General features: G+C 69.7%; 15 protein-coding genes and 1 pseudogene. 6 read left to right on the top strand and 10 right to left on the bottom strand.

Annotated features, from left to right (window positions below):
* Nucleotides 1–100: 100 nt before the first annotated feature.
* Entirely contained in the window at nucleotides 101–448 is a 348-nt protein-coding gene (locus VXC91_RS31205; protein ID WP_329510701.1) for a MarR family winged helix-turn-helix transcriptional regulator, read from the bottom strand.
* Nucleotides 449–458: 10 nt separating this feature from the next.
* On the opposite strand from VXC91_RS31205, the gene VXC91_RS31200 reads away from it, so the two are divergent.
* Entirely contained in the window at nucleotides 459–719 is a 261-nt protein-coding gene (locus VXC91_RS31200; protein WP_408057517.1) for an LLM class oxidoreductase, read from the top strand.
* Here VXC91_RS31200 and VXC91_RS31195 read toward each other — a convergent pair.
* The 3 genes from VXC91_RS31195 to sucC form a co-directional block, all read right to left on the bottom strand.
* A complete protein-coding gene (locus tag VXC91_RS31195) occupies nucleotides 709–2,250 on the bottom strand; it encodes an aldehyde dehydrogenase family protein (RefSeq protein ID WP_329510700.1) in 1,542 nt (513 codons plus the stop codon). The genes VXC91_RS31200 and VXC91_RS31195 overlap by 11 nt on opposite strands.
* A gap of 146 nt (nucleotides 2,251–2,396) precedes the next feature.
* Nucleotides 2,397–3,329, bottom strand: coding sequence for a succinate--CoA ligase subunit alpha (gene sucD, locus VXC91_RS31190; protein WP_329510699.1), 933 nt, complete (start codon nucleotides 3,327–3,329; stop codon nucleotides 2,397–2,399).
* 11 nt (nucleotides 3,330–3,340) lie between these two features.
* Nucleotides 3,341–4,471, bottom strand: a complete 1,131-nt coding sequence (gene sucC / locus VXC91_RS31185; RefSeq protein WP_329510698.1) for an ADP-forming succinate--CoA ligase subunit beta — start codon at nucleotides 4,469–4,471, stop codon at nucleotides 3,341–3,343.
* 187 nt (nucleotides 4,472–4,658) lie between these two features.
* On the opposite strand from sucC, the pseudogene VXC91_RS31180 reads away from it, so the two are divergent.
* The 5 genes and pseudogenes from VXC91_RS31180 to VXC91_RS31160 form a co-directional block, all read left to right on the top strand.
* A pseudogene (locus tag VXC91_RS31180) lies at nucleotides 4,659–5,498 on the top strand (thiamine pyrophosphate-binding protein); the annotation flags it as partial.
* Between the two features lie 142 nt (nucleotides 5,499–5,640).
* On the top strand, nucleotides 5,641–6,870 hold the full coding sequence (gene frc / locus VXC91_RS31175; RefSeq protein WP_329510696.1) for a formyl-CoA transferase: 1,230 nt from the start codon (nucleotides 5,641–5,643) through the stop codon (nucleotides 6,868–6,870).
* Between the two features lie 4 nt (nucleotides 6,871–6,874).
* Complete coding sequence (locus VXC91_RS31170; protein WP_329510702.1) at nucleotides 6,875–9,064, top strand: acetate--CoA ligase family protein; 2,190 nt, start codon at nucleotides 6,875–6,877, stop codon at nucleotides 9,062–9,064.
* 119 nt (nucleotides 9,065–9,183) lie between these two features.
* Nucleotides 9,184–10,572: an OFA family MFS transporter gene (locus VXC91_RS31165; protein WP_329510695.1), complete on the top strand. Its 1,389-nt coding sequence runs from the start codon at nucleotides 9,184–9,186 to the stop codon at nucleotides 10,570–10,572.
* A gap of 1 nt (nucleotide 10,573) precedes the next feature.
* A complete protein-coding gene (locus VXC91_RS31160) occupies nucleotides 10,574–11,968 on the top strand; it encodes an OFA family MFS transporter (protein WP_329510694.1) in 1,395 nt (464 codons plus the stop codon).
* A gap of 294 nt (nucleotides 11,969–12,262) precedes the next feature.
* On the opposite strand, the gene VXC91_RS31150 is transcribed toward VXC91_RS31160, so the two are convergent.
* From VXC91_RS31150 to VXC91_RS31125, 6 genes are all read right to left on the bottom strand, one after another.
* The gene (locus tag VXC91_RS31150; RefSeq protein ID WP_329510693.1) at nucleotides 12,263–13,261 is read right to left on the bottom strand and encodes a sugar phosphate isomerase/epimerase family protein; all 999 of its coding nucleotides are present in this window, start codon (nucleotides 13,259–13,261) and stop codon (nucleotides 12,263–12,265) included.
* A gap of 13 nt (nucleotides 13,262–13,274) precedes the next feature.
* Nucleotides 13,275–14,531, bottom strand: a complete 1,257-nt coding sequence (locus VXC91_RS31145) for a Gfo/Idh/MocA family protein (protein ID WP_329510692.1) — start codon at nucleotides 14,529–14,531, stop codon at nucleotides 13,275–13,277.
* A gap of 59 nt (nucleotides 14,532–14,590) precedes the next feature.
* On the bottom strand, nucleotides 14,591–15,631 hold the full coding sequence (locus VXC91_RS31140; protein WP_329510691.1) for a substrate-binding domain-containing protein: 1,041 nt from the start codon (nucleotides 15,629–15,631) through the stop codon (nucleotides 14,591–14,593).
* A 17-nt stretch (nucleotides 15,632–15,648) separates the two neighbouring features.
* Nucleotides 15,649–16,668: an ABC transporter permease gene (locus VXC91_RS31135; protein ID WP_329510690.1), complete on the bottom strand. Its 1,020-nt coding sequence runs from the start codon at nucleotides 16,666–16,668 to the stop codon at nucleotides 15,649–15,651.
* The gene (locus VXC91_RS31130) at nucleotides 16,665–18,182 is read right to left on the bottom strand and encodes a sugar ABC transporter ATP-binding protein (protein WP_329510689.1); all 1,518 of its coding nucleotides are present in this window, start codon (nucleotides 18,180–18,182) and stop codon (nucleotides 16,665–16,667) included. The genes VXC91_RS31135 and VXC91_RS31130 overlap by 4 nt, the downstream gene beginning before the upstream one ends.
* A 119-nt stretch (nucleotides 18,183–18,301) precedes the next feature.
* Entirely contained in the window at nucleotides 18,302–19,483 is a 1,182-nt protein-coding gene (locus VXC91_RS31125) for an ROK family transcriptional regulator (RefSeq protein ID WP_329510688.1), read from the bottom strand.
* Between the last annotated feature and the right edge of the window lie 346 nt (nucleotides 19,484–19,829).

The following is a 19,829-nucleotide window of genomic DNA, read 5'->3' as shown; positions in this document are numbered from 1 at the left end:
GAGGTATCTGTCGCCTTGCCGGGGGTCTTCCCCGCGGCGACAGGGTCAACAATACCAAGGTTTCGGAGCGGCTTTCACCTGCGTTTCCGCCCTGCGGCGGTCACTCGTCGGCACCCTCAGTCACCAGGAGCCGCAGGGCGTGCACGAGCGTGGTGGCCGTCTGTTCGTCCAGCGGAGCGAGGAAGCGGCGCTCCGCCGTTCGGCGGGCCTCCTCGCCCCGGCGCAGGCAGTCCGCCCCCTCGTCGGTCAGCTCGACGACGTTCTTGCTGCGGTCGTGCGTACTGCGCCGCCGCACCAGGCCTCGGTCCTCCAGGGTGTCGATCAGCACGACCATGGTGGTGCGGTCCACGCCGAGCCGCGCCGCGACCTCGATCTGGGACAGGGGCTCCGCGCCTGCGAGGACCACCAGGACCGGCAATCGGATCCGTCCGCCCGCGGTCCTCGGCAAGGTGGCCGCCGTGGACGTGATCTCCGGTGGGCGGCTGGTCTTGGGCCTCGGTGTCGGCGGCACGCACCAGTCCCCGGGTGCCGGCGGGATCCCCGGCGGCAATCCGGCGATCGCCGAGTACGAGGCGTACGGACTCGCGCTGGTCCCGCCTGCGGAAGGGATCGCCCGGCTCGCCGAGACCGAGGGTGTGGCCCGATGGTCGGCGGACGAGATCATGGCCGGGCGGCACGCACGCGAAGCGCATACCGCCCGGCCGCAGCTCACGGCATGAGCTGATACTCGGGGAAGTTCCCGGGCAGCCTCTCCCCCGCCGGCCCCTGCGTCACCGCACGCACCAGCAGGTCGCCGCCGACGAACGCGCCACGCCAGGACGCGCCGAAGCCGCCGAAGAGCTCGTCACGGTCGCCGCGCGAGCGCGGCTTCCCATGGCCGACCTTGAAGGCGCGGATCTGCGGGGCCAGACGGTCGAAGGTCTCCCGGTCGTCCGTGGAGAGCGTGGCGACCAGCGCGCCGTTCGACGCGTTCATCGCCGCCAGCAGCTCCGCCTCCGTGTCGACCAGGACGATCGTGTCGACCGGGCCGAACGGTTCCGCGTGGTGCAGCGGGGAGGACGAGGGCGGGTTCAGGAGGGTGACCGGGTGGACGTAGGCCGAGGTGTCCTGGCCGGGCAGGAAGCGCGCGTCCTCGGCCCGCCCCCGGTGCAGGGGGACCGCGCCGCGGTCGATCGCCTCGGCCACCTGGTCGTTCAGCTCCTTGGCCTTGGCCGCGTTGATCACCGGGCCGAAGTCGAGGTCGGGACAGGGGTCGTCCCGCTTCTCCACCGCCAGGGGGTGGCCGACCCTGAGGGTGCGGACCGCCGGCAGGTACGCCGCCAGGAACTCGTCGAACAGCTCACGCTGGACGACGAAGCGGGGATACGCCGTGCAGCGCTGCTTGCCGTAGTCGAAGAGTTTGGGGATGACCGCGGTGAGCGACTCCCAGTCCGAGTAGTTCCAGATGCCCCAGGTGTTCAGGCCCTCTTGTTCGAGGATGTGCCGCTTGCCGAGGTCGGCGACCGCCGTGGCCACGGCGGCGCCCGTGTCTCGGCCACCGACGAAGGACACGCAGCCGATCTCCGGCGCCCGCACCAGTGCTTCCGACAGCTCGCCCCCGCTGCCGCTGACGAGGGTGACCGGGATGCCTTCGCGTGCGGCGAGCGCGCAGGCCAGGGTCAGGCAGGCGAGGCCGCCGTCCGTCGGGGTCTTGGCGATGACCGCGTTGCCCGCCAGGGCCTGGACCAGCATCGCGTGGACCAGAACGCTCATCGGGTAGTTCCAGCTCGCGATGTTCGAGACCGGGCCGTCCAGCGGGACTCGGTCGCCGATCATCGGTTCGATTCCGTCGACGTACCAGCGCACGCCGTCGATGGCCCGGTCCACGTCGGCCTGAGCCAGCCGCCAGGGCTTGCCGATCTCCCAGACGAGGAGGAGGGCAAGCAGCTCGCGATGCTCGGTGAGCGCGTCGAGGGTCGCGGCGACGCGGGCCCGGCGCTCGGCCGGCGCCACATGGCGCCAGGCGCGGTGCTGGTCGAGCGACGCCTGTACGGCGCGGCGGGCGGTCGCCCGGTCCAGGCGCGGTGGGCCCGCGATGGGGCTGCCGTCCACCGGGCTGGTGGCGGGCAGGGCCCGGCCGTCCGCCTGCCAGGAGGAGTCCCAGAGATTGAGGACACGGTCGTCCCGGAAGGCCTCGGGGGCGACGGCGAGGCAGCGCTGCCAGGCGTCGGCCCAGGACGTACCGGACTTGAGGGTGAGGGTGGGTGCCATCGGATTGCTCCGCTCTCGGTGCACGGTCGGGGGCGGGGGGTCATGGCTCGTCCGCGCACGTGATCGACAGTGATCGCACATGCCGTACGCGGACGTCGTGCGTGGGACGCTAACGAGGCGCCGGAGCACCTGTAAGTAACCTCACGTCAACTATGAGTGACGTCACGTCCCGCTTCCAGCAGGGCGAGTACCAGATGCGCCGTCTCGGTCGGGGTTCCGCCCACTTTCACTCCTACCCCTTCCAGCGCTTCCTTCTTCGCCTGCGCGGTTCCGGAGGAGCCGGAGACGATGGCGCCGGCGTGCCCCATCGTCTTGCCTTCGGGCGCGGTGAACCCGGCGATATACCCGACGACGGGCTTGGTGACGTGGTCGCGGATGTAGGCGGCGGCCCGCTCCTCCGCGTCGCCGCCGATCTCGCCGATCATCACGATCAGATCGGTGTCGGGGTCGGCCTCGAAGGCGGCCAGGCAGTCGATGTGGGTGGTGCCGACGACGGGGTCACCGCCGATGCCCACGCAGGTCGAGAAACCTGTGTCCCGCAGTTCGTACATGAGCTGGTAGGTCAGCGTGCCGGATTTCGACACCAGACCGATGCGGCCCGGCTTGGTGATGTCGGCCGGGATGATGCCCGCGTTGGACTGACCGGGGGTGATCAGTCCCGGGCAGTTGGGACCGATGATCCGGGTCCCTTTCGACGCGGCGTATGCGGTGAAGGCGACCGAGTCGTGGACCGGGATGCCCTCCGTGATGACCACCGCGAGGCCGATGCCCGCGTCGGCCGCCTCCATGACCGCGGCCTTCGCAAATGCGGGCGGTACGAAGACGACGGTCACGTCCGCGCCGGTCGCCTCCATGCCCTCGCGCACCGAACCGAAGACGGGTACGGCGCTGGGGGCGCCTCCCAGGCCGTCCAGGCGCTGGGGGACGTCGAAGTCCACGCTCCTGCCCGCCTTGCGCGGGTTGACTCCGCCGACGACCTCCGTGCCGGCTGCGAGCATGCGGCGGGTGTGCTTCATGCCCTCGCCGCCGGTCATGCCCTGGACGAGGACCTTGCTCTCCTTGGTGAGGTAGATGGCCATGACGGGCTCCTTCAGTCGGCTTTGGCGAGTTCGGCGGCCCGGCGCGCGGCGCCGTCCATGGTGCTGACCTGCAGGACGTACGGGTGTGCGCGCTCGTCGAGCAGCGCCCTGCCCCGAGGAGCGTTGTTGCCGTCGAGGCGGACGACGAGCGGTTTGGTCAGCTGCACCGCGTCCAGTGCCTGCACGATGCCGTCGGCGACCGCGTCGCAGGCGGTGATGCCGCCGAAGACGTTCACGAAGACCGACTTCACGGGCGGGTCGGAGAGGATGACGGACAACCCGTCGGCCATGATCTGGGCGGAGGCTCCGCCGCCGATGTCGAGGAAGTTCGCCGGACGTGCGCCGCAGCCCGCGACCACGTCGAGCGTCGACATGACCAGGCCCGCGCCGTTGCCGATGATGCCGACCTCGCCGTCCAGCCGGACGTAGTTGAGGCCCTTGGCGGCGGCCTCGGCCTCCAGCGGGTCGTCGTGCTCGGCGTCCTCCGCACCCCACCGTGCCTGCCGGAACCGGGCGTTGTCGTCGAGCGTGACCTTGCCGTCGAGCGCGAGGATGCGGCCCTGCTCGGTGCGGACGAGCGGGTTGACCTCGACGAGCACGGCGTCCTCGCGGACGAGGACCTCCCAGAGCCGTACGAGCACATCGACGGTCTGCGGCGGCAGGCCTGCCGCCTCGGCGATCTCGCCCGCCTTGGAGGAGGTGACGCCCTCGGCCGGGTCGATGGGCACGCGCGCCACCGCTTCGGGGCGGACGGCGGCGACCTCCTCGATCTCCGTCCCGCCGTCCGCGGAGGCGATCCCCAGGAAGCAGCCGGCGGCCCGGTCGAGAACGTAACTCACATAGAACTCGTGCTCGATGTCCACGGGTTCGGCCAGCATCACCTTGCCGACCCTGTGGCCCTTGATGTCCATGCCCAGGATCTGGCGTGCGGTGAGTTCCGCATCGGCCGGGTCCGTGGCGAGCCGAACGCCGCCCGCCTTGCCGCGGCCGCCCGTCTTCACCTGCGCCTTGACGACGACTTTGCCGCCGAGCCTGCGGGCGATCTCGCGTGCCTCTTTGGGCGAGTCCGTGACCTCGGCCCTCGGCACCACGATGCCGTACTCCCGGAAGAGGGCCCTTGCCTGGTGTTCGTACAGGTCCATCTCGGCTCCTGTCTGCGAAGTCAGCGCGAAGTCATCGAGAGGCCAGAACTCCGATGACTGAAAAGTGCCGCACGCCCCCTGGACACCGCCCATCGGATGCGGGATAACAAGCTTCATACAGTATTCGTCGACTGTATGCAATGTACCGCCGCGCGTTCCGGACCCTACGAAGGGAGAGGGCTTCGCCATGCCTGACGACATCAACCGGGAGCTCATCTCCGGTGGGCGTCTGATCGCCAAGGCACCCAGAGCAGAGGGTGCCGAGGTCGCGCACATCCGGTGCGACGGCCGCATCCGCGACCTCTACGACGGCTGCGTGGACGAAGGCATCGAGGTCGTACACCTACGCCGTGACCAGGCCGCCACCCGCGCGGCGGACGGCCATGCGCGCATCACCGGCAGCCCCGGGTGCGCCCTCGTCACGGCGGGCCCCGGCACGACCGACGCCCTCTCCGCCGTCGCCACTGCCTTCCGCGTACAGGCACCACTGCTGCTGATCGGCGGCCAGGGCGCACTCACCCGGGCCAGCTGGGGGGCTCCGCCGGGCCTGCCGCACACCGACATGACGGCGCCCCTCACCAAGTCCGCGGCGAGCGTGCCGAACGCGGCGCACGCGGCGGAGATGGTGTCGGCGGCGCTCCGCGCGTGTTATCGCGCCGAGCCCGGCCCCTCCTTCCTGGAGACACCGGACCATGTCCTCGCCACCGAGGTGCCATCGGCGACGGTGCGCATCCCGGGGGCCGGCCACCGCCGTGCCCCGACGCGCCCAGCCGGCGACCCCGAGGCCACCGGGCAAATCGGCCTCGACACCCAAGCAGTCGGCGAGCACCGGGACATCGGCCTCGGGTTCGCCGGCGACGCGGGACTGGTCCTGAGGTCCGTCGCCGAGGCCGCCTCCGGGCGCGCCGACGACGGGGCGTGCCGGCGCAAGGAGTGGCTCGACGAGCTGCGCGCCACGGAGGAGACGGCCCTCGGGAGGCGGCTGCCGCAGTTGCGGTCGGACGCCCTGCCCATCCACCCGTACCGGCGACCCCGTCGGCATCGGCCCCGCTCTGCGGCGCGCCCGCGAGTCCGGGATGCCCTCGTTGCTCAACGTCCGGGTGGACCCGCACGCGTACGTTCCCCGCAACCCGAACCAGCCCATGGACAAGTAGTGAGGAGCGCTTGACATGACTAAGGCTCTCGACGGCATCCGTGTCCTGGACATGACTCACGTTCAGTCCGGACCCTCCGCCACCCAGTTGCTCGCCTGGCTCGGCGCCGACGTCGTCAAGCTGGAGGCGCCGACCGGTGACATCACCCGCAAGCAACTGCGGGACATACCCGACGTCGACTCCCTCTACTTCACGATGCTCAACTGCAACAAGCGGAGCATCACCCTCAACACCAAGACCGAGCGCGGCAAGCAGCTCCTGACCGAGTTGATCCGCCGCTCCGACGTCATGGTCGAGAACTTCGGGCCGGGCGCGGTCGACCGTATGGGCTTTTCCTGGGACCGCATCCAGGAGATCAATCCGCGCATCGTCTATGCCTCCATCAAGGGGTTCGGTGAGGGCCCGTACACCAAGTTCAAGGCCTACGAGGTCGTCGCGCAGGCCATGGGCGGTTCGATGGCCACCACGGGGTTCGAGGACGGGCCGCCGCTGGCGACGGGGGCGCAGATCGGGGACTCGGGCACGGGTGTGCATGCCGTGGCGGGGATTCTCGCCGCGCTGCTCCAGCGGGAGCACACCGGGCGTGGACAGCGGGTCAATGTGGCCATGCAACACGCTGTGCTCAATCTGTGCCGGGTGAAGCTGCGTGATCAGCAGCGCCTGGCCCACGGGCCGCTCGCCGAATATCCCAACGAGGACTTCGGCGACGAAGTGCCCCGCTCGGGCAACGCGTCCGGGGGAGGCCAGCCCGGCTGGGCGGTCAAGTGCGCCCCTGGCGGCCCGAACGACTACGTGTATGTCATCGTCCAGCCCGTCGGATGGGAGCCGCTCAGCCGGCTCATCGGGCGGCCCGAGCTGGCGGACGACCCCGAGTGGGCGACGCCGGAGGCGCGGCTTCCCAAGCTCGGCAAGATGTTCCAGCTGATCGAGGAGTGGACCTCGACGCTGCCCAAGTGGGAGGTGCTGGAGCGGCTGAACGCCCAGAACATCCCATGCGGGCCCATCCTGTCGACCAAGGAGATCATCGAGGACGCTTCGCTGGCCGCCAACGAGATGGTCGTCACCGTGCCGCACCCCGAGCGGGGCGAGTTCGTGACCGTGGGCAGCCCGCTCAAGCTCTCCGACTCCCCTGTCGAGGTGACCAGTTCGCCGTTGCTCGGCGAGCACAACGAAGAGATCTATATCGGTGAACTGGGCTTGGGGGACGAGGAGTTGCGTCTGCTCAAGTCGACGGGAGTGATCTGACGTGATGGTCGAGGACTGGGTGCTGAGGGTGCGATCGCTTCTCGACACCGTACGGGCACAAGGACGGACCGCGCTCACCGCGCCGGAGGGCAAGGTGATCGCCGACGCATACGGGATCGCCGTGCCCGGTGAGGAACTTGCCACGGACGTCGAGGAGGCGGTGGCGTACGCGGCGCGGTTCGGCGGGCCGGTCGTGATGAAGATCGTCTCTCCCGACATCCTGCACAAGACCGACGCCGGCGGCGTCGTCGTCGGTGTCGAGGGCGCGACGGACGTACGCGCCGCCTTCCACACGATCGTCGAGAACGCCAAGGCCTACGACGCCGATGCCCGTATCGAGGGAGTGCAGGTACAGGAACTGCTGCCGCAGGGCCAGGAGGTCATCGTCGGCGCGGTGACCGACCCCACCTTCGGCAAGGTCGTGGCCTTCGGTCTTGGCGGTGTGCTCGTCGAGGTGCTCAAGGACGTCACGTTCCGGCTCGCGCCGGTGGACGCCGACGAGGCGCTGTCCATGCTGGACTCGATCCGCTCGGCGGAGATCCTGCGCGGGGTGCGCGGTCAGGCGGGCGTGGACCGGTGGGCGATCGCGGAGCAGATCCGCCGGGTCTCCCAGCTCGTGGCGGACTTCCCGGAGATCGCCGAGGTGGACCTCAACCCGGTGATCGCCACCCCGCAGGGCGCGGTGGCGGCCGACATCCGCGTGATCCTCTCCGACGCACCGCCCAGGGAGCGCCGTCGCTACACGCGTGACGAGATCCTCGCGTCCATGCGCCGGTTGATGCAGCCGTCCTCCGTGGCCGTGATCGGTGCCTCCAACGAGCAGGGCAAGATCGGCAATTCGGTCATGCGCAATCTCGTCGACGGTGGCTTCTCCGGGGAGATCCATCCGGTGAACCCCAAGGCCGATGACATTCTCGGCCGCAAGGCGTACAAGAGTGTCACGGACGTTCCTGGTGAGGTGGATGTGGCGGTCTTCACCATCCCCGCCCAGCGCGTGGCCGCGGCGTTGGAAGAGGTGGGGCGCAAGAAGATCCCCAACGCCGTTCTGATCCCCTCCGGGTTCGCGGAGACCGGCGAGCACGAACTGCAGGACGAGATCGTGGCGATCGCCGAGCGGTACGGCGTCCGGCTGCTCGGGCCGAACATCTACGGCTACTACTCGACCTGGAACGACCTGTGCGCCACGTTCTGCACGCCGTACGACGTCAAGGGCGGAGTCGCACTGACCTCGCAGTCCGGTGGCATCGGGATGGCCATCCTCGGTTTCGCCCGCACCACCAAGACGGGTGTGTCGGCGATCGTCGGGCTCGGCAACAAGTCGGACCTCGACGAGGACGACCTGCTGACGTGGTTCGGCGAGGACCCGCACACCGAGTGCATCGCGATGCACCTGGAGGACCTCAAGGACGGGCGCGCCTTCGTGGAGGCGGCACGCGCGACGGTGCCGAGGAAGCCGGTCGTGGTGCTGAAGGCGGGGCGCACGGCGGCGGGCGCGAGGGCAGCAGGCTCGCACACCGGGGCGCTCGCGGGTGACGACGCCGTGTACGGCGACATCCTCCGGCAGGCCGGTGTCATCAGGGCGCCCGGGCTGAACGACATGCTGGAGTATGCGCGCGCGTTGCCGGTGCTGCCGACCCCGAAGGGCGACAACGTCGTGATCATCACCGGTGCCGGCGGCAGCGGTGTCCTGCTCTCCGACGCGGTCACCGACAACGGCCTGTCCCTGATGGAGATCCCGCCCGACCTCGACGCCTCCTTCCGGAGGTTCATCCCGCCCTTCGGGGCCGCGGGCAACCCGGTGGACATCACCGGTGGGGAGCCGCCGTCGACGTACGAGGCCACGATCCGGCTGGGCCTGGAGGACCCGCGCATCCACGCGCTCGTCCTCGGCTACTGGCACACCATCGTGACCCCGCCGATGGTGTTCGCGGAGCTGACCGCGCGCGTGGTGGCCGAGTTCCGCGAGCGCGGCATCGAGAAGCCGGTGGTGGCGTCGCTCGCCGGTGACGTCGAGGTCGAAGAGGCCTGCCAGTACCTCTACGAGCGAGGGGTCGTGGCGTACCCCTACACCACCGAGAAGCCGGTGGCCGTCCTCGGCGCCAAGTACCGCTGGGCGCGTGCCGCGGAAAGGCTGGGGGCCGAAGGCTCTTCTGCCGCGCCGGGAGACGGGCGGGCGTTGGGGGGCGGGTCATGAGGTGACTGAAGCGGGGACGGCCGACGGTGCGCGTCGGCCGTGCCCCGGGCCCGTGCGCGCACGAAAGGCATTGGACAGGGGGCGCTGGCCAGATCTTTCGACGCAAGGGGTAATGAACAATGACAACCACTGACTATTCGACGTCCGTCTCCTACAGGGAGGTGACGGACCGCAACGGCCGCGTGTACCGGATCGGTGAGTCGGACGTCAACATCATGGGCCGACCACGGAAATGGATGGTCATCCTGCCCTGGGTGGGCATGATGGGCATCAGTTCCGCCGAGTACGCGTTCACCTCGGCCGAGGACACACTCCACGAAGCTCATCTGTGGAGCAGTGGACACATCTTCTGGCTCATGGGTGTCTGGGTGTTCTTCCAGGCGGCCGTGGCCTTCCCCGCCGGTCAGCTGCGGGAGAACGGCAAGCTGCCCGCGCGCACGGCCATGCTGATCGGCGCGGTCGGCACGATGCTGGGCTATGTGTCACTGGCCTACGCGCCGAACGTGCTGGTGGCCTACCTCGGCTTCGGCGTGTGCAGCGGCATCGGCGCCGGCCTCGTCTACGCGACCTGCGTGAACATGGTCGGCAAGTGGTATCCGGAGCGGAAGGGCGGCAAGACCGGCTTCGTCAACGGCGGTTTCGCCTACGGATCCGTGCCCTTCGTGTTCCTGTTCACGTCGTACATGAACCTGAGCAACTACCAGACGGTGCTCGCCGCGGTGGGCGTCGGTCTGTGCCTCGTGGTGGCCGCCGCGGGCTGGTTCTTCCAGGACCCGCCGAAGAACTGGTGGCCCTCGCACGTGGACCCGCTGAAGGCGACCGACGACCCGCGCATCCGCCGGGCCCTGGAGAAGAACCCGCCGTCCATCAAGCAGTACACGCCGCGGGAGGCCGCTCGCACTCCGGTCCTGTGGATGATGTGGTTCTGCCTGCTGTGCACGGCCGGCATCAACATCTTCGGCATCGCCTTCCAGGTCCCGTTCGGCAAGGACATGGGCTTCGCGGGCGGAATCGTGGCCACGGCGATGTCCCTGAAGGCCATCGTCAACGGCACCGGACGCGGTGTCATCGGCTGGATATCCGACCGCTACGGGCGCCGCAACACGCTGATCATCGTGTGCATCGTGCTCGGCAGCGCACAGTTCGGCGTGCTGGTCTCCGGCCAGATGGGCAGCATGCCGTTCTTCCTGTTCTGCTCGATGGTCTCCGGTTTCGGTGGCGGCGCGATCTTCCCGCTCTTCGCAGCCATGACCGCGGACTACTTCGGTGAGAACAACAACGCCAGCAACTACGGCATGGTCTACAGCTCCAAGCTGATCTCGGGCCTCGTCGGCTCCGGTATGGGCTCGGTCGTCGTCGCCGCATGGGACTACCAGGGCGCCTTCGTCCTGGCCGGCAGCATCGGCCTGGCCTCCGCGTTCCTGGCGCTCTTCCTCAAGGCCCCGGGCAAGCCCAACGCCCGGCGCATCGTCCCCAATTCCCAGCCGCTCGGCGAGGAGATGGCGTGATATGACGGCAGACCCCATAGCCACCAGCAGCACCGGCGCCGAGCAGCGCCCGTACCGTGAAGTGACGGACGCGCGCGGGCGCGTGTACCGCATCGGCGAGACCGACCGGGACATCCTCGGCCACTCACGCAAACTCATGGTGTACCTGCCGTGGATCGCCATGATGGCCATCAGCGTCTTCGAGTACGCGTTCGGCTCCGCGGAGGACACCCTGTCCCACGCGCACGGTTGGACGCAGAGCAACACCTTCTGGATCCTCAGCGTCTGGGTCTTCTTCCAGGCCGGCATCGCCTTCCCGGCGGGCTGGCTGCGGGAGAAGGGCCTGCTGACCGCGCGCTCGGCGATGTACATCGGCTCCGTGATGTGTGTCGTGGGCTTCCTGGCCCTGTCCCACCTGAGCAACGTGTGGCTCGCCATCCTGGGCTTCGGCGTCATCGGCGGTGTCGGCTCCGGCCTGGTCTACGCGACCTGCATCAACATGGTCGGCAAGTGGTTCCCTGAACGGCGCGGCGCCCGCACGGGTTTCGTCAACGGCGGATTCGCGTACGGCTCCCTGCCCTTCATCTTCATCTTCAACTACGCCTTCGACACCGCGAACTACCACCGTGTCCTGGACCTCATCGGCTGCTACATCCTGATCGTGGTCTTCGGTTGCGCGATGTTCTTCAAGGACCCGCCGAAGAACTGGTGGCCGGCGGACATCGACCCGCTGGCGTACTCCGCCGCCCAGAAGAGCGGGACGAGCCTGGCCAAGAACCCTCCGGCGGTGAAGCAGTTCACCCCGAAGGAGGCCATCAGGACGGGCATGCTGCCCCTGATGTGGCTGTCCATCGTGCTGACCGCAGGTGTGTCCATCTTCGGTATCTCCTTCCAGGTCGACTTCGCCAAGGAGGTGGGCTTCGGCCCGCTGGTGGCGGCGTCCTCGATGGGTGTCATGGCGGTCATCAACGGCATCGGACGCGGTGTCGTCGGCTGGATGTCCGACAAGTGGGGCCGCAAGTCGACGCTGGTGATGGTCATCGTCGTCCTGGGTCTCGCCCAGTTCGGTGTGATCTGGGCGGGCGACGTCAAGAGCGAGGCGCTCTTCCTGTTCTTCGCCTTCCTCTCCGGCTTCGGCGGCGGCGCGTTCTACCCGCTCTTCGCGGCGCTGACCCCGGACTACTTCGGTGAGAACTACAACGCCTCCAACTACGGACTGGTGTACAGCGGCAAGCTGATCAGTGGTCTGTTCGGCGGTGGTCTCGGCTCGATGGTGGTCGCCGCCTGGGGCTACAACGGGGCATACGCCCTGGCCGGCGGCATCTCCATGATCGCCGCGGCGATCGCTCTGCTGCTGCGGCAGCCCGGGCAGGACCGGGAGGTGACCACGGCCCCGCAGCCGCAGCCCGCGGGCTGATGGTTTCCGACAGGTGAGGAGGCCCCTCCCCGGGTTCGGGGAGGGGCCTCCTCGTGCGTCTGCGGTCGGCTGCGTCCGGCGCCACCTGCGGCGCAGCGCGGCCATGTTGCGGTAGCCGATCCGCGCGTGCTCGAGCGACCGGGCGGGTCGGTGGAGCTGGGCGCGTTGTCCTGCTCCATCATCGGGTTGTGGTGGTTGCGGTCACCGACCCGCAGCTGCCGGTGGGGTCGCCGCCGGTGCCCGGCGGGTGCTGACGCCGGGATGCGCCGTCGTCCCGGAGAGCGGAAAAAGAGGTCAGTTGCCGAACGCCGCGTCGAAGGATGCCGACGGCGGCTCGAAGTCGTACGCCTTCAGGCGTGTGAGGGCCTCGGGTGCGCCCTGGAGCCGGTCCATACCGGCGTCCTCCCACTCGACGGACACGGGGCCCTGGTAATCGATGGAGCGCAGCATCCGGAAGACGTCCTCCCAGGGGACGTCACCGTGTCCGGCGGACACGAAGTCCCAGCCGCGGCGCGGGTCTCCCCAGGGCAGATGGGAGCCGAGGCGGCCGTTACGGCCGTCGAGGCGCTTACGGGCCTCCTTGCAGTCGACGTGGTAGATCCGGTCGCGGAAGTCCCACAGGAAGCCGACCGGGTCGAGGTCCTGCCAGACGAAATGCGAGGGATCGAAGTTCAGTCCGAAGACGGGCCGGTGGTCGACGGCCTCGAGAGCCCGTTGTGTCGTCCAGTAGTCGTAGGCGATCTCGCTGGGGTGGACCTCGTGCGCGAACCGGACGCCCTCGGCGTCGAAGACGTCGAGGATCGGGTTCCAGCGCTCGGCGAAGTCCTCGTAGCCGCGCTCGATCATCGGCTCCGGGGCGGGCGGGAACATGGCGACCAGGTGCCAGATCGCGGATCCGGTGAAGCCGATGACGGTGTCGACGCCGAAGGCGGCGGCGGCGCGGGCGGTGTCGGCGATCTCGGCGGCGGCCCGCCGCCGTACGCCTTCCCCGTCACCGTCGCCCCAGATGCGGGCCGGGAGGATGCCCTGGTGACGCTGGTCGATGATGGCGTCGCAGACGGCCTGGCCGACCAGGTGGTTGGAGATCGCCCAGCACTTGAGGCCGTACTTGGCGAGCAGTTCGTGGCGCGAGGCGAGGTAGGACGGGTCCGCGAGCGCCTTGTCGACCTCGAAGTGGTCTCCCCAGCAGGCGAGTTCGAGTCCGTCGTAGCCGAAGTCGCGGGCGAGACGGCAGACCTCCTCCAGCGGGAGGTCCGCCCACTGACCGGTGAAGAGCGTGAACGTGCGCGGCATTCGCAAGGCCTCCTCAGACCGCTATCGGGGTGTACAGGGAGTTCTTCCGGGCGCTGTCCTCCACCGCCGCGAGGACCCGCTGAACCTGGAGTCCGTCGGCGAAGGAGGGCTCGGGGGTGCGGCCCGCGGCGATCGCGTGCACGAGGTCGCGGGCCTGGTGGACAAAGGTGTGCTCGTAGCCGAGGCCGTGGCCCGGGGGCCACCAGGCGTCCAGGTAGGGGTGGTCGGGTTCGGTGACGAGGATGCGGCGGAAGCCGGCATGCGTGCCCGGCTCGGTGCCGTCGTGGTACGACAGCTCGTTGAGCCGCTCCAGATCGAAGGCCAGTGAGCCGCGCTCGCCGTTGAGTTCGATGCGCAGGGCGTTCTTGCGTCCGGTGGCGTACCGGGTGGCCTCGAAGGAGGCGAGCGCGCCGGAGGCGAAGCGCCCGGTGAACACGGCGGCGTCGTCCACTGTGACGGCTCCGGTGCCGGCGGCCGAGACGGCGGACAGTCCACCGGTGACACCGCCGGCCAGGGGTCGTTCCCGGACGAACGTCTCGGTCAGGGCCGAGACCCCGGCCAGCGGCTCCCCGGCGAGGTGCTGGGCGAGGTCGATGATGTGCGCGCCCAGGTCGCCGAGGGAGCCCGACCCCGCCCGTTCCCTGCGCAGCCGCCAGGTGAGCGGGAAGGACGGGTCCACCAGCCAGTCCTGAAGGTATGTCACCCGCACGTGCCGCAGGGTGCCGAGCCGCCCCTCGGCGACCATCCGCCGGGCGAACGCGGCGGCGGGAACACGGCGGTAGTTGAAGCCGACCATCGCGGACAGGCCCCGCTCGTGCGCGGTCGCGGCGGCCTCCGCCATGGCTTCGGCCTCCTCGACCGTGTTGGCGAGGGGCTTCTCGCACAGCACGTGCTTGCCGGCGGCCAGCGCGGCAAGGGCGATCTCGGCGTGGGTGTCACCGGGGGTGCAGATGTCGACGAGGTCGATGTCGTCCCGCGCGACGAGGTCCCGCCAGTCGGTCTCGGCCGTCGCCCAGCCGTGCCGGTCCGCCGCCGCGTGTACCGCGGCGGCGTCACGTCCACAGATCGCGGCGAGGACCGGCCGCAGGGGCAGGTCGAAGACGCGGCCCACCGTGCGCCACCCCTGCGAATGAGCGGCGCCCATGAAGGCGTAACCGACCATGCCGATGCGCAGCGGCGGCCTTTCCGCTACGGCCCCTTCCGGTTCCCCAAAGCCGGCCCATCGCGGCTGCTCGCTCTCCGCCCCTTCTGTCTGCTGCCACTGTCCCATGCGCTGTGTCCTCCTGGTCCTCTTCGTGGTGGCGCGTCGGGGGGTGCGGGCGGGACGCGTCACCTGAAGCCGGTGGGCATGTACTGGTCGACGTTGTCCTTGTCGACGACGGCCGAGTACAGCGTGATCGACGCCGGGATCTCGTACTCGGCGAGGCCGCCGATGCCCTTGCCCTGGCCGAGGGCGCGCGCGAGGTCGATGGCGGAGGCGGCCATGGTCGGCGGGTAGAGGACGGTCGCCTTGAGGACGCCGTTGTCCTGCTTGATGGCCTGGAACGCGGACAGCGCCCCGGCCCCCCCGACCATGAGGAAGTCGTCCCGCCCGGCCTGCTCGATAGCCCGCAGCGCACCCACCCCCTGGTCGTCGTCGTGGTTCCACAGCGCGTCGAACTTGGGTTGTGCCTGGAGGAGTTGGGCCATTTTCGCCTGCCCCGACTCGACCGTGAAGTCGGCGGCCTGGCGGGCCACCTTCTTGATGTTCGGGTAGTTCTTCAGCGCGTCGTCGAAGCCCTGGGTGCGCTGCTTGGTCAGCTCCAGGTTGTCGATGCCGGCCAGCTCGATGACGCGGGCGTCCGACTTCCCCTTGAGCTTCCCGCCGATGTAGTGGCCGGCGTTGAGGCCCATGCCGTAGTTGTCGCCGCCGATCCAGCAGCGGTAGGCCTGCGGAGTGTTGAAGATGCGGTCGAGGTTGACGACCGGGATGCCGGCCCCCATCGCCTTCAGCCCGACCTGGGTGAGGGCCTTGCCGTCGGCGGGCAGCACGACCAGGACGTCGACCTTCTTGTTGATGAGGGTCTCGATCTGGCCGATCTGGATCGCGGTGTCGTTGGAGCCCTCGGTGATCTCCAGCGTGACGTCCGAGTACTTCCCGGCACGGCTCTTGGCGTTGTCGTTGATGGCGTTGAGCCAGCCGTGGTCGGCCTGCGGGCCGGCAAAGCCGATGGTGACGTGCTTGCCGGGCTTGTCGTCGGCAGCCGGCTGCTCGTTCCCGCCGGGCTTGTCGGATGTGGTCTCGTTGCTCGTGCAACCTGCGAGGAGGGCACCGGCGGACACGGCGGCGGTCCCGAAGAGCAGCCCTCTGCGACTGGTGAGCTGTGACATGGCGGTGAACCCTTTCCTCAGGTCGTGCTTGCGGTACGGCGCTGGACCAGCACGGCGGCGACGATGATCGCGCCCTTGGCGATCTGCTGGACGTCGCTCTGCAGGTTGTTCAGGGCGAAGATGTTGGTGATCGTGGTGAAGATCAGGACGCCCAGGACGGAGCCGGTGATGGTGCCGCGGCCTCCGCTGAGCAGCGTGCCGCCGATGATCGCGGCCGCGATGGCGTCCAGTTCGTACAGATTGCCGTTGGTGTTCTGGCCCGAGCCGGACAGGATGATCAGCAGGAAGGCGGCGATGCCGCAGCACAGCCCGGACAGCAGGTAGAGATACAGACGCTGGCGTCGTACGTCGATACCGGCGAGCCGGGCCGCTTCCGCGTTGCCGCCGACGGCGACCGTGCGGCGCCCGAAGGTGGTGCGGTTGAGCACCAGCCAGCCGATGACCGTCACAAGGGCGAAGACCAGCACGAGCGGCGGGATGCCGAGCACATAGGAATCGCGCTCGCCGAGCTTGAGGATCCCGTCGACCGTGACGATCTGCGTCCTGCCGTCGGTGATCTGCAGGGCGAGACCACGCGCGGAGGCCAGCATGGCGAGCGTGGCGATGAACGGGACCATTCCGCCATAGGCGATGAGCAGGCCGTTGACCAGCCCGCAGCCCACTCCGACGACGATCGCCGTGAAGAGGATGCCGGCGAAGCCGTACTCCTGCGTCGCGACCGTGGTCGCCCACACCGAGGCCAGGGCGACGATCGCGCCCACCGACAGGTCGATACCGCCCGAGGTGATGACGAAGGTCATGCCGACGGTGACGACCCCGATCACCGAGGCCTGGGTGAGCACGAGTTGGAGGTTGCGGGTGTCGAGGAACTCGTCCGGCTTGGTGATGCCGCCGATGAGGACCAGCGCGGCGAGCACCCCCAGGAGGGACAGGGTACGGACGTCCGCGCGGGCGGCGAGGACGCGCCAGGAGGGCGGTTGGCCGATCGACGGCACCTTGTCGGTGCTGCCGCGCGGCGGGGACACGGGCTGCGTCATGACGCCGGGCTTCCTTCCATGACGAGGTCGAGGACGCGGTGCTCGTCGAGTTCGCGGGCGGGCGCCGTATGCACGACGCGGCCCTCGCGCAGCACCAGGACGCGGTCGGCCAGGCCGAGCACCTCGGGCACCTCGCTGGAGACCAGCAGCACCGCGAGGCCCTCGTCGGCGAGCCGGCGCACCACCGCGTAGAGCTCGGCGCGGGCGCCGACGTCCACGCCGCGAGTCGGTTCGTCGAGCAGCAGCACGCGGCAGCCGCGCAGCAGCCAGCGGGCCAGGACGGCCTTCTGCTGATTGCCTCCGGAGAGCGTGCGGACGGGTACGGAGGGGTTGTCGGGGCGCAGGGACAACTCACGTGTCGACGCGCGCGCGGCGCCGAGTTCGGCACGCCGGTCGATCCAGCCACCGCGCGCAAAGCGGGACAGGGAGGAGACCGAGACATTGCGGGTGACGGACTCCAGCATGAGCAGCGCCTGCGCCTTGCGTTCCTCGGGGGCGAGCCCGAGTCCCGCGCGCACCGCCGCGCGGACACTTCCCGGACGCAGCGGGCGCCCGTCGACGAGAACCCGGCCGGCGGTGGGCCTGCGGGCGCCGTAGATCGTCTCGAGCACTTCGGAGCGGCCCGATCCGACGAGTCCGGCGAGTCCGACGATCTCACCGGGGCGGACCTCGAGGTCGAGCGGCGCGAACTCGCCCTCCCGCGCCAGCCCCCGCACTTCGAGGACGGGCTTGCCGGTGGGGACCGCGGAGGGGCGCTCGGGGAAGACGTACTCGACGTTGCGTCCCGTCATCAGCGTCACGACCTCTCGGGTCGGTGTCGTCTTCGCAGGCAGCCCGCCCGCCACCGCCCGCCCGTCCTTGAGGACGGTCACCCGGTCGCCGATGCGGCGGATCTCCTCCAGGCGGTGCGAGATGTAGACAACCGCGATCTTGTCGGCGGTCAGGTCGCCGACGATACGGAACAGGTTGTCGACCTCGTCCGGGTCGAGCGCGGCGGACGGCTCGTCCATCACGATGAGCCGTACGTCATGGGAGAGCGCGCGCGCCATGGACACGATCTGCTGCTGAGCCGCCGGCAACTCCCCCACGAGGCGGGCCGGGTCGATCTCGGGGCGCCCGAGCCGTCCCAGCAGCGCGGCCGTCGACGCCCGCGCGGCCTTGCCCCGCACGACGAAGCCCGCGGTCGTGGGTTCGTGGCCGAGATGGACGTTCTCGGCCACCGACAGATGCTCCACCAGGTCGAGTTCCTGGTAGATGGTGGCAATGCCCAGGCGCATGGCCGCGATGGGCGAGCGCAGTGTGACGGGTTGGCCGCGCCAGTGGATCGTGCCGGTGTCGGGCTGGTGGGCACCGGCCAGAACCTTGATGAGGGTGGACTTCCCGGCCCCGTTCTGGCCGAGCAGGCAGTGCACTTCACCCGTGCGGACGTCGAGGTCGACGCCGTCGAGGGCCCGGACTCCGGGGAACGACTTGGTGATGCCGGACATGCTGAGCAGCGGTGTTTCTGGTGCCATGTGGGTTCCCCTCGGCGGGCGTGCGAGCCGGTTTCAGGGCGGAACGCGTGCCGGGCAGGCGTTTTCAGGGCAGGGCAGAGCAGGGCGCTGTACTGGTGATCTCTTGCCGGACGAGCCGATTACGCGGGTGAGAACAGGTGGTCGCTGATGAGACGGGCCGCGCCGATGACTCCGGCGTTCTGGCCCAACTCACCCAGGACGATGGGCAGGTTGCCGGTCGCGAGGGGCAGCGACTGGCGGTAGACCTGGGTACGGATCGCGGCGAGCAGGGTGTGGCCGAGGCCGGTCACTCCGCCGCCGATCACCACCAGGCCGGGGTTGAAGAAGCTGACCAGGCCCGCGATGACCTGGCCGGTGCGAGTGCCGCCCTCCCTGATCAGGTCGAGCGAGGTGGCGTCACCCGCCGCGGCCGCGGCGGCGACGTCGACGGCGGTGAGGCCGCCGTTCGTCTCCAGCCTGGAGGCGAGTTCCGCCGACAGTCCTTGCCGGGCCGCCTCCAGCGCGTCACGGGCGAGCGCCGCGCCGCTGAAGTGGGCCTCGAGGCAACCCCGGTTGCCGCAGGCGCACGGGCGTCCGTCGGGCACGGCCTGGATGTGCCCGATGTCGCCCGCGCTGCCCGTCGTACCGCGGTAAACCTCACCGCCGACGACGATGCCGCAGCCGATGCCCGTACCGATCTTGATGCAGAGGAAGTCGCCCACGGACCGTGCGACGCCCGCGTGCTGCTCCCCCATGGCCATCAGGTTCACGTCGTTGTCGACCATGACCGGACAGCCGAGCTCCTGGCTGAGCGCCTCCCGCACCGGGAAACCGTCCCAGCCCGGCATGATCGGCGGCGCCACCGGCACACCCTCGGGGAAGCGGACCGGCCCCGGGACGCCGATGCCGGCGCCGTCGAAGCCCTCGGCAAGGCCCGTGGCCTTCAACTTCGCCGCCAAGGACAGGACCTGCTCGAAGACCGCGACCGGCCCCTCGCGAACGTCCATGGGCTGGTTGAGGTGCCCCAGCACTTCCAGTTCGGCGTTGGTGATCGCGACGTCGACCGAGGTCGCCCCGATGTCGACGCCGAGGAAGCGCAGGTTCGGGGCGAGCCGGATGTTGTGCGAGCGGCGACCGCCGCGCGAGGCGGCGAGCCCGTCCGCGACGACCAGTCCCGTCTCCAGGAGCCGGTCCACCTCCACGGCCAGCTTGGACCGCGAGAGGTCGACCTGATCGCCCAGCTGCGCCCGGGAGTTGGGTCCTCCGTCACGCAACAGCTTGAGCAGCCGGGCCTGGTGCGCGTTCGCGGGTCGTGCCGTCATGCGTCTCACGCGCCCCTCCCCGCCTCAACTCGGCTGCCATGCCGGGCTTTCGAGGGGAACGTAGCAGCCACTGCCGGGACTGGGAAGAAGTCGCGCAGGCATTCCCGCAATCTTTCTCCACTCACAGGACAAAGGCGGCTCCGAGGCAGCACGAACGTGCACGCCGGACTCTCGACACCAGGAATGCGGCGACGGGTCCGCCTGGGCTGTCAGCCGCGGATACGGACCGAGGGAAGGCCGAGCGGGTCACTCGGACCGGGGACATGGACGCCCGCCTCACCGGGCGCCCGGCCCGGGACGCATCGAGGGCAGGCTCGGCTACGGCATCATCCCGCTCGCCCGGCTC

Origin of the sequence: Streptomyces chiangmaiensis (assembly GCF_036281785.1) — a bacterium.
Taxonomy (GTDB): domain Bacteria; phylum Actinomycetota; class Actinomycetes; order Streptomycetales; family Streptomycetaceae; genus Streptomyces; species Streptomyces chiangmaiensis.
The sequence above is the reverse complement of the archived record's forward strand: the minus strand, read 5'-3'. Positions and strand labels throughout refer to the sequence as shown.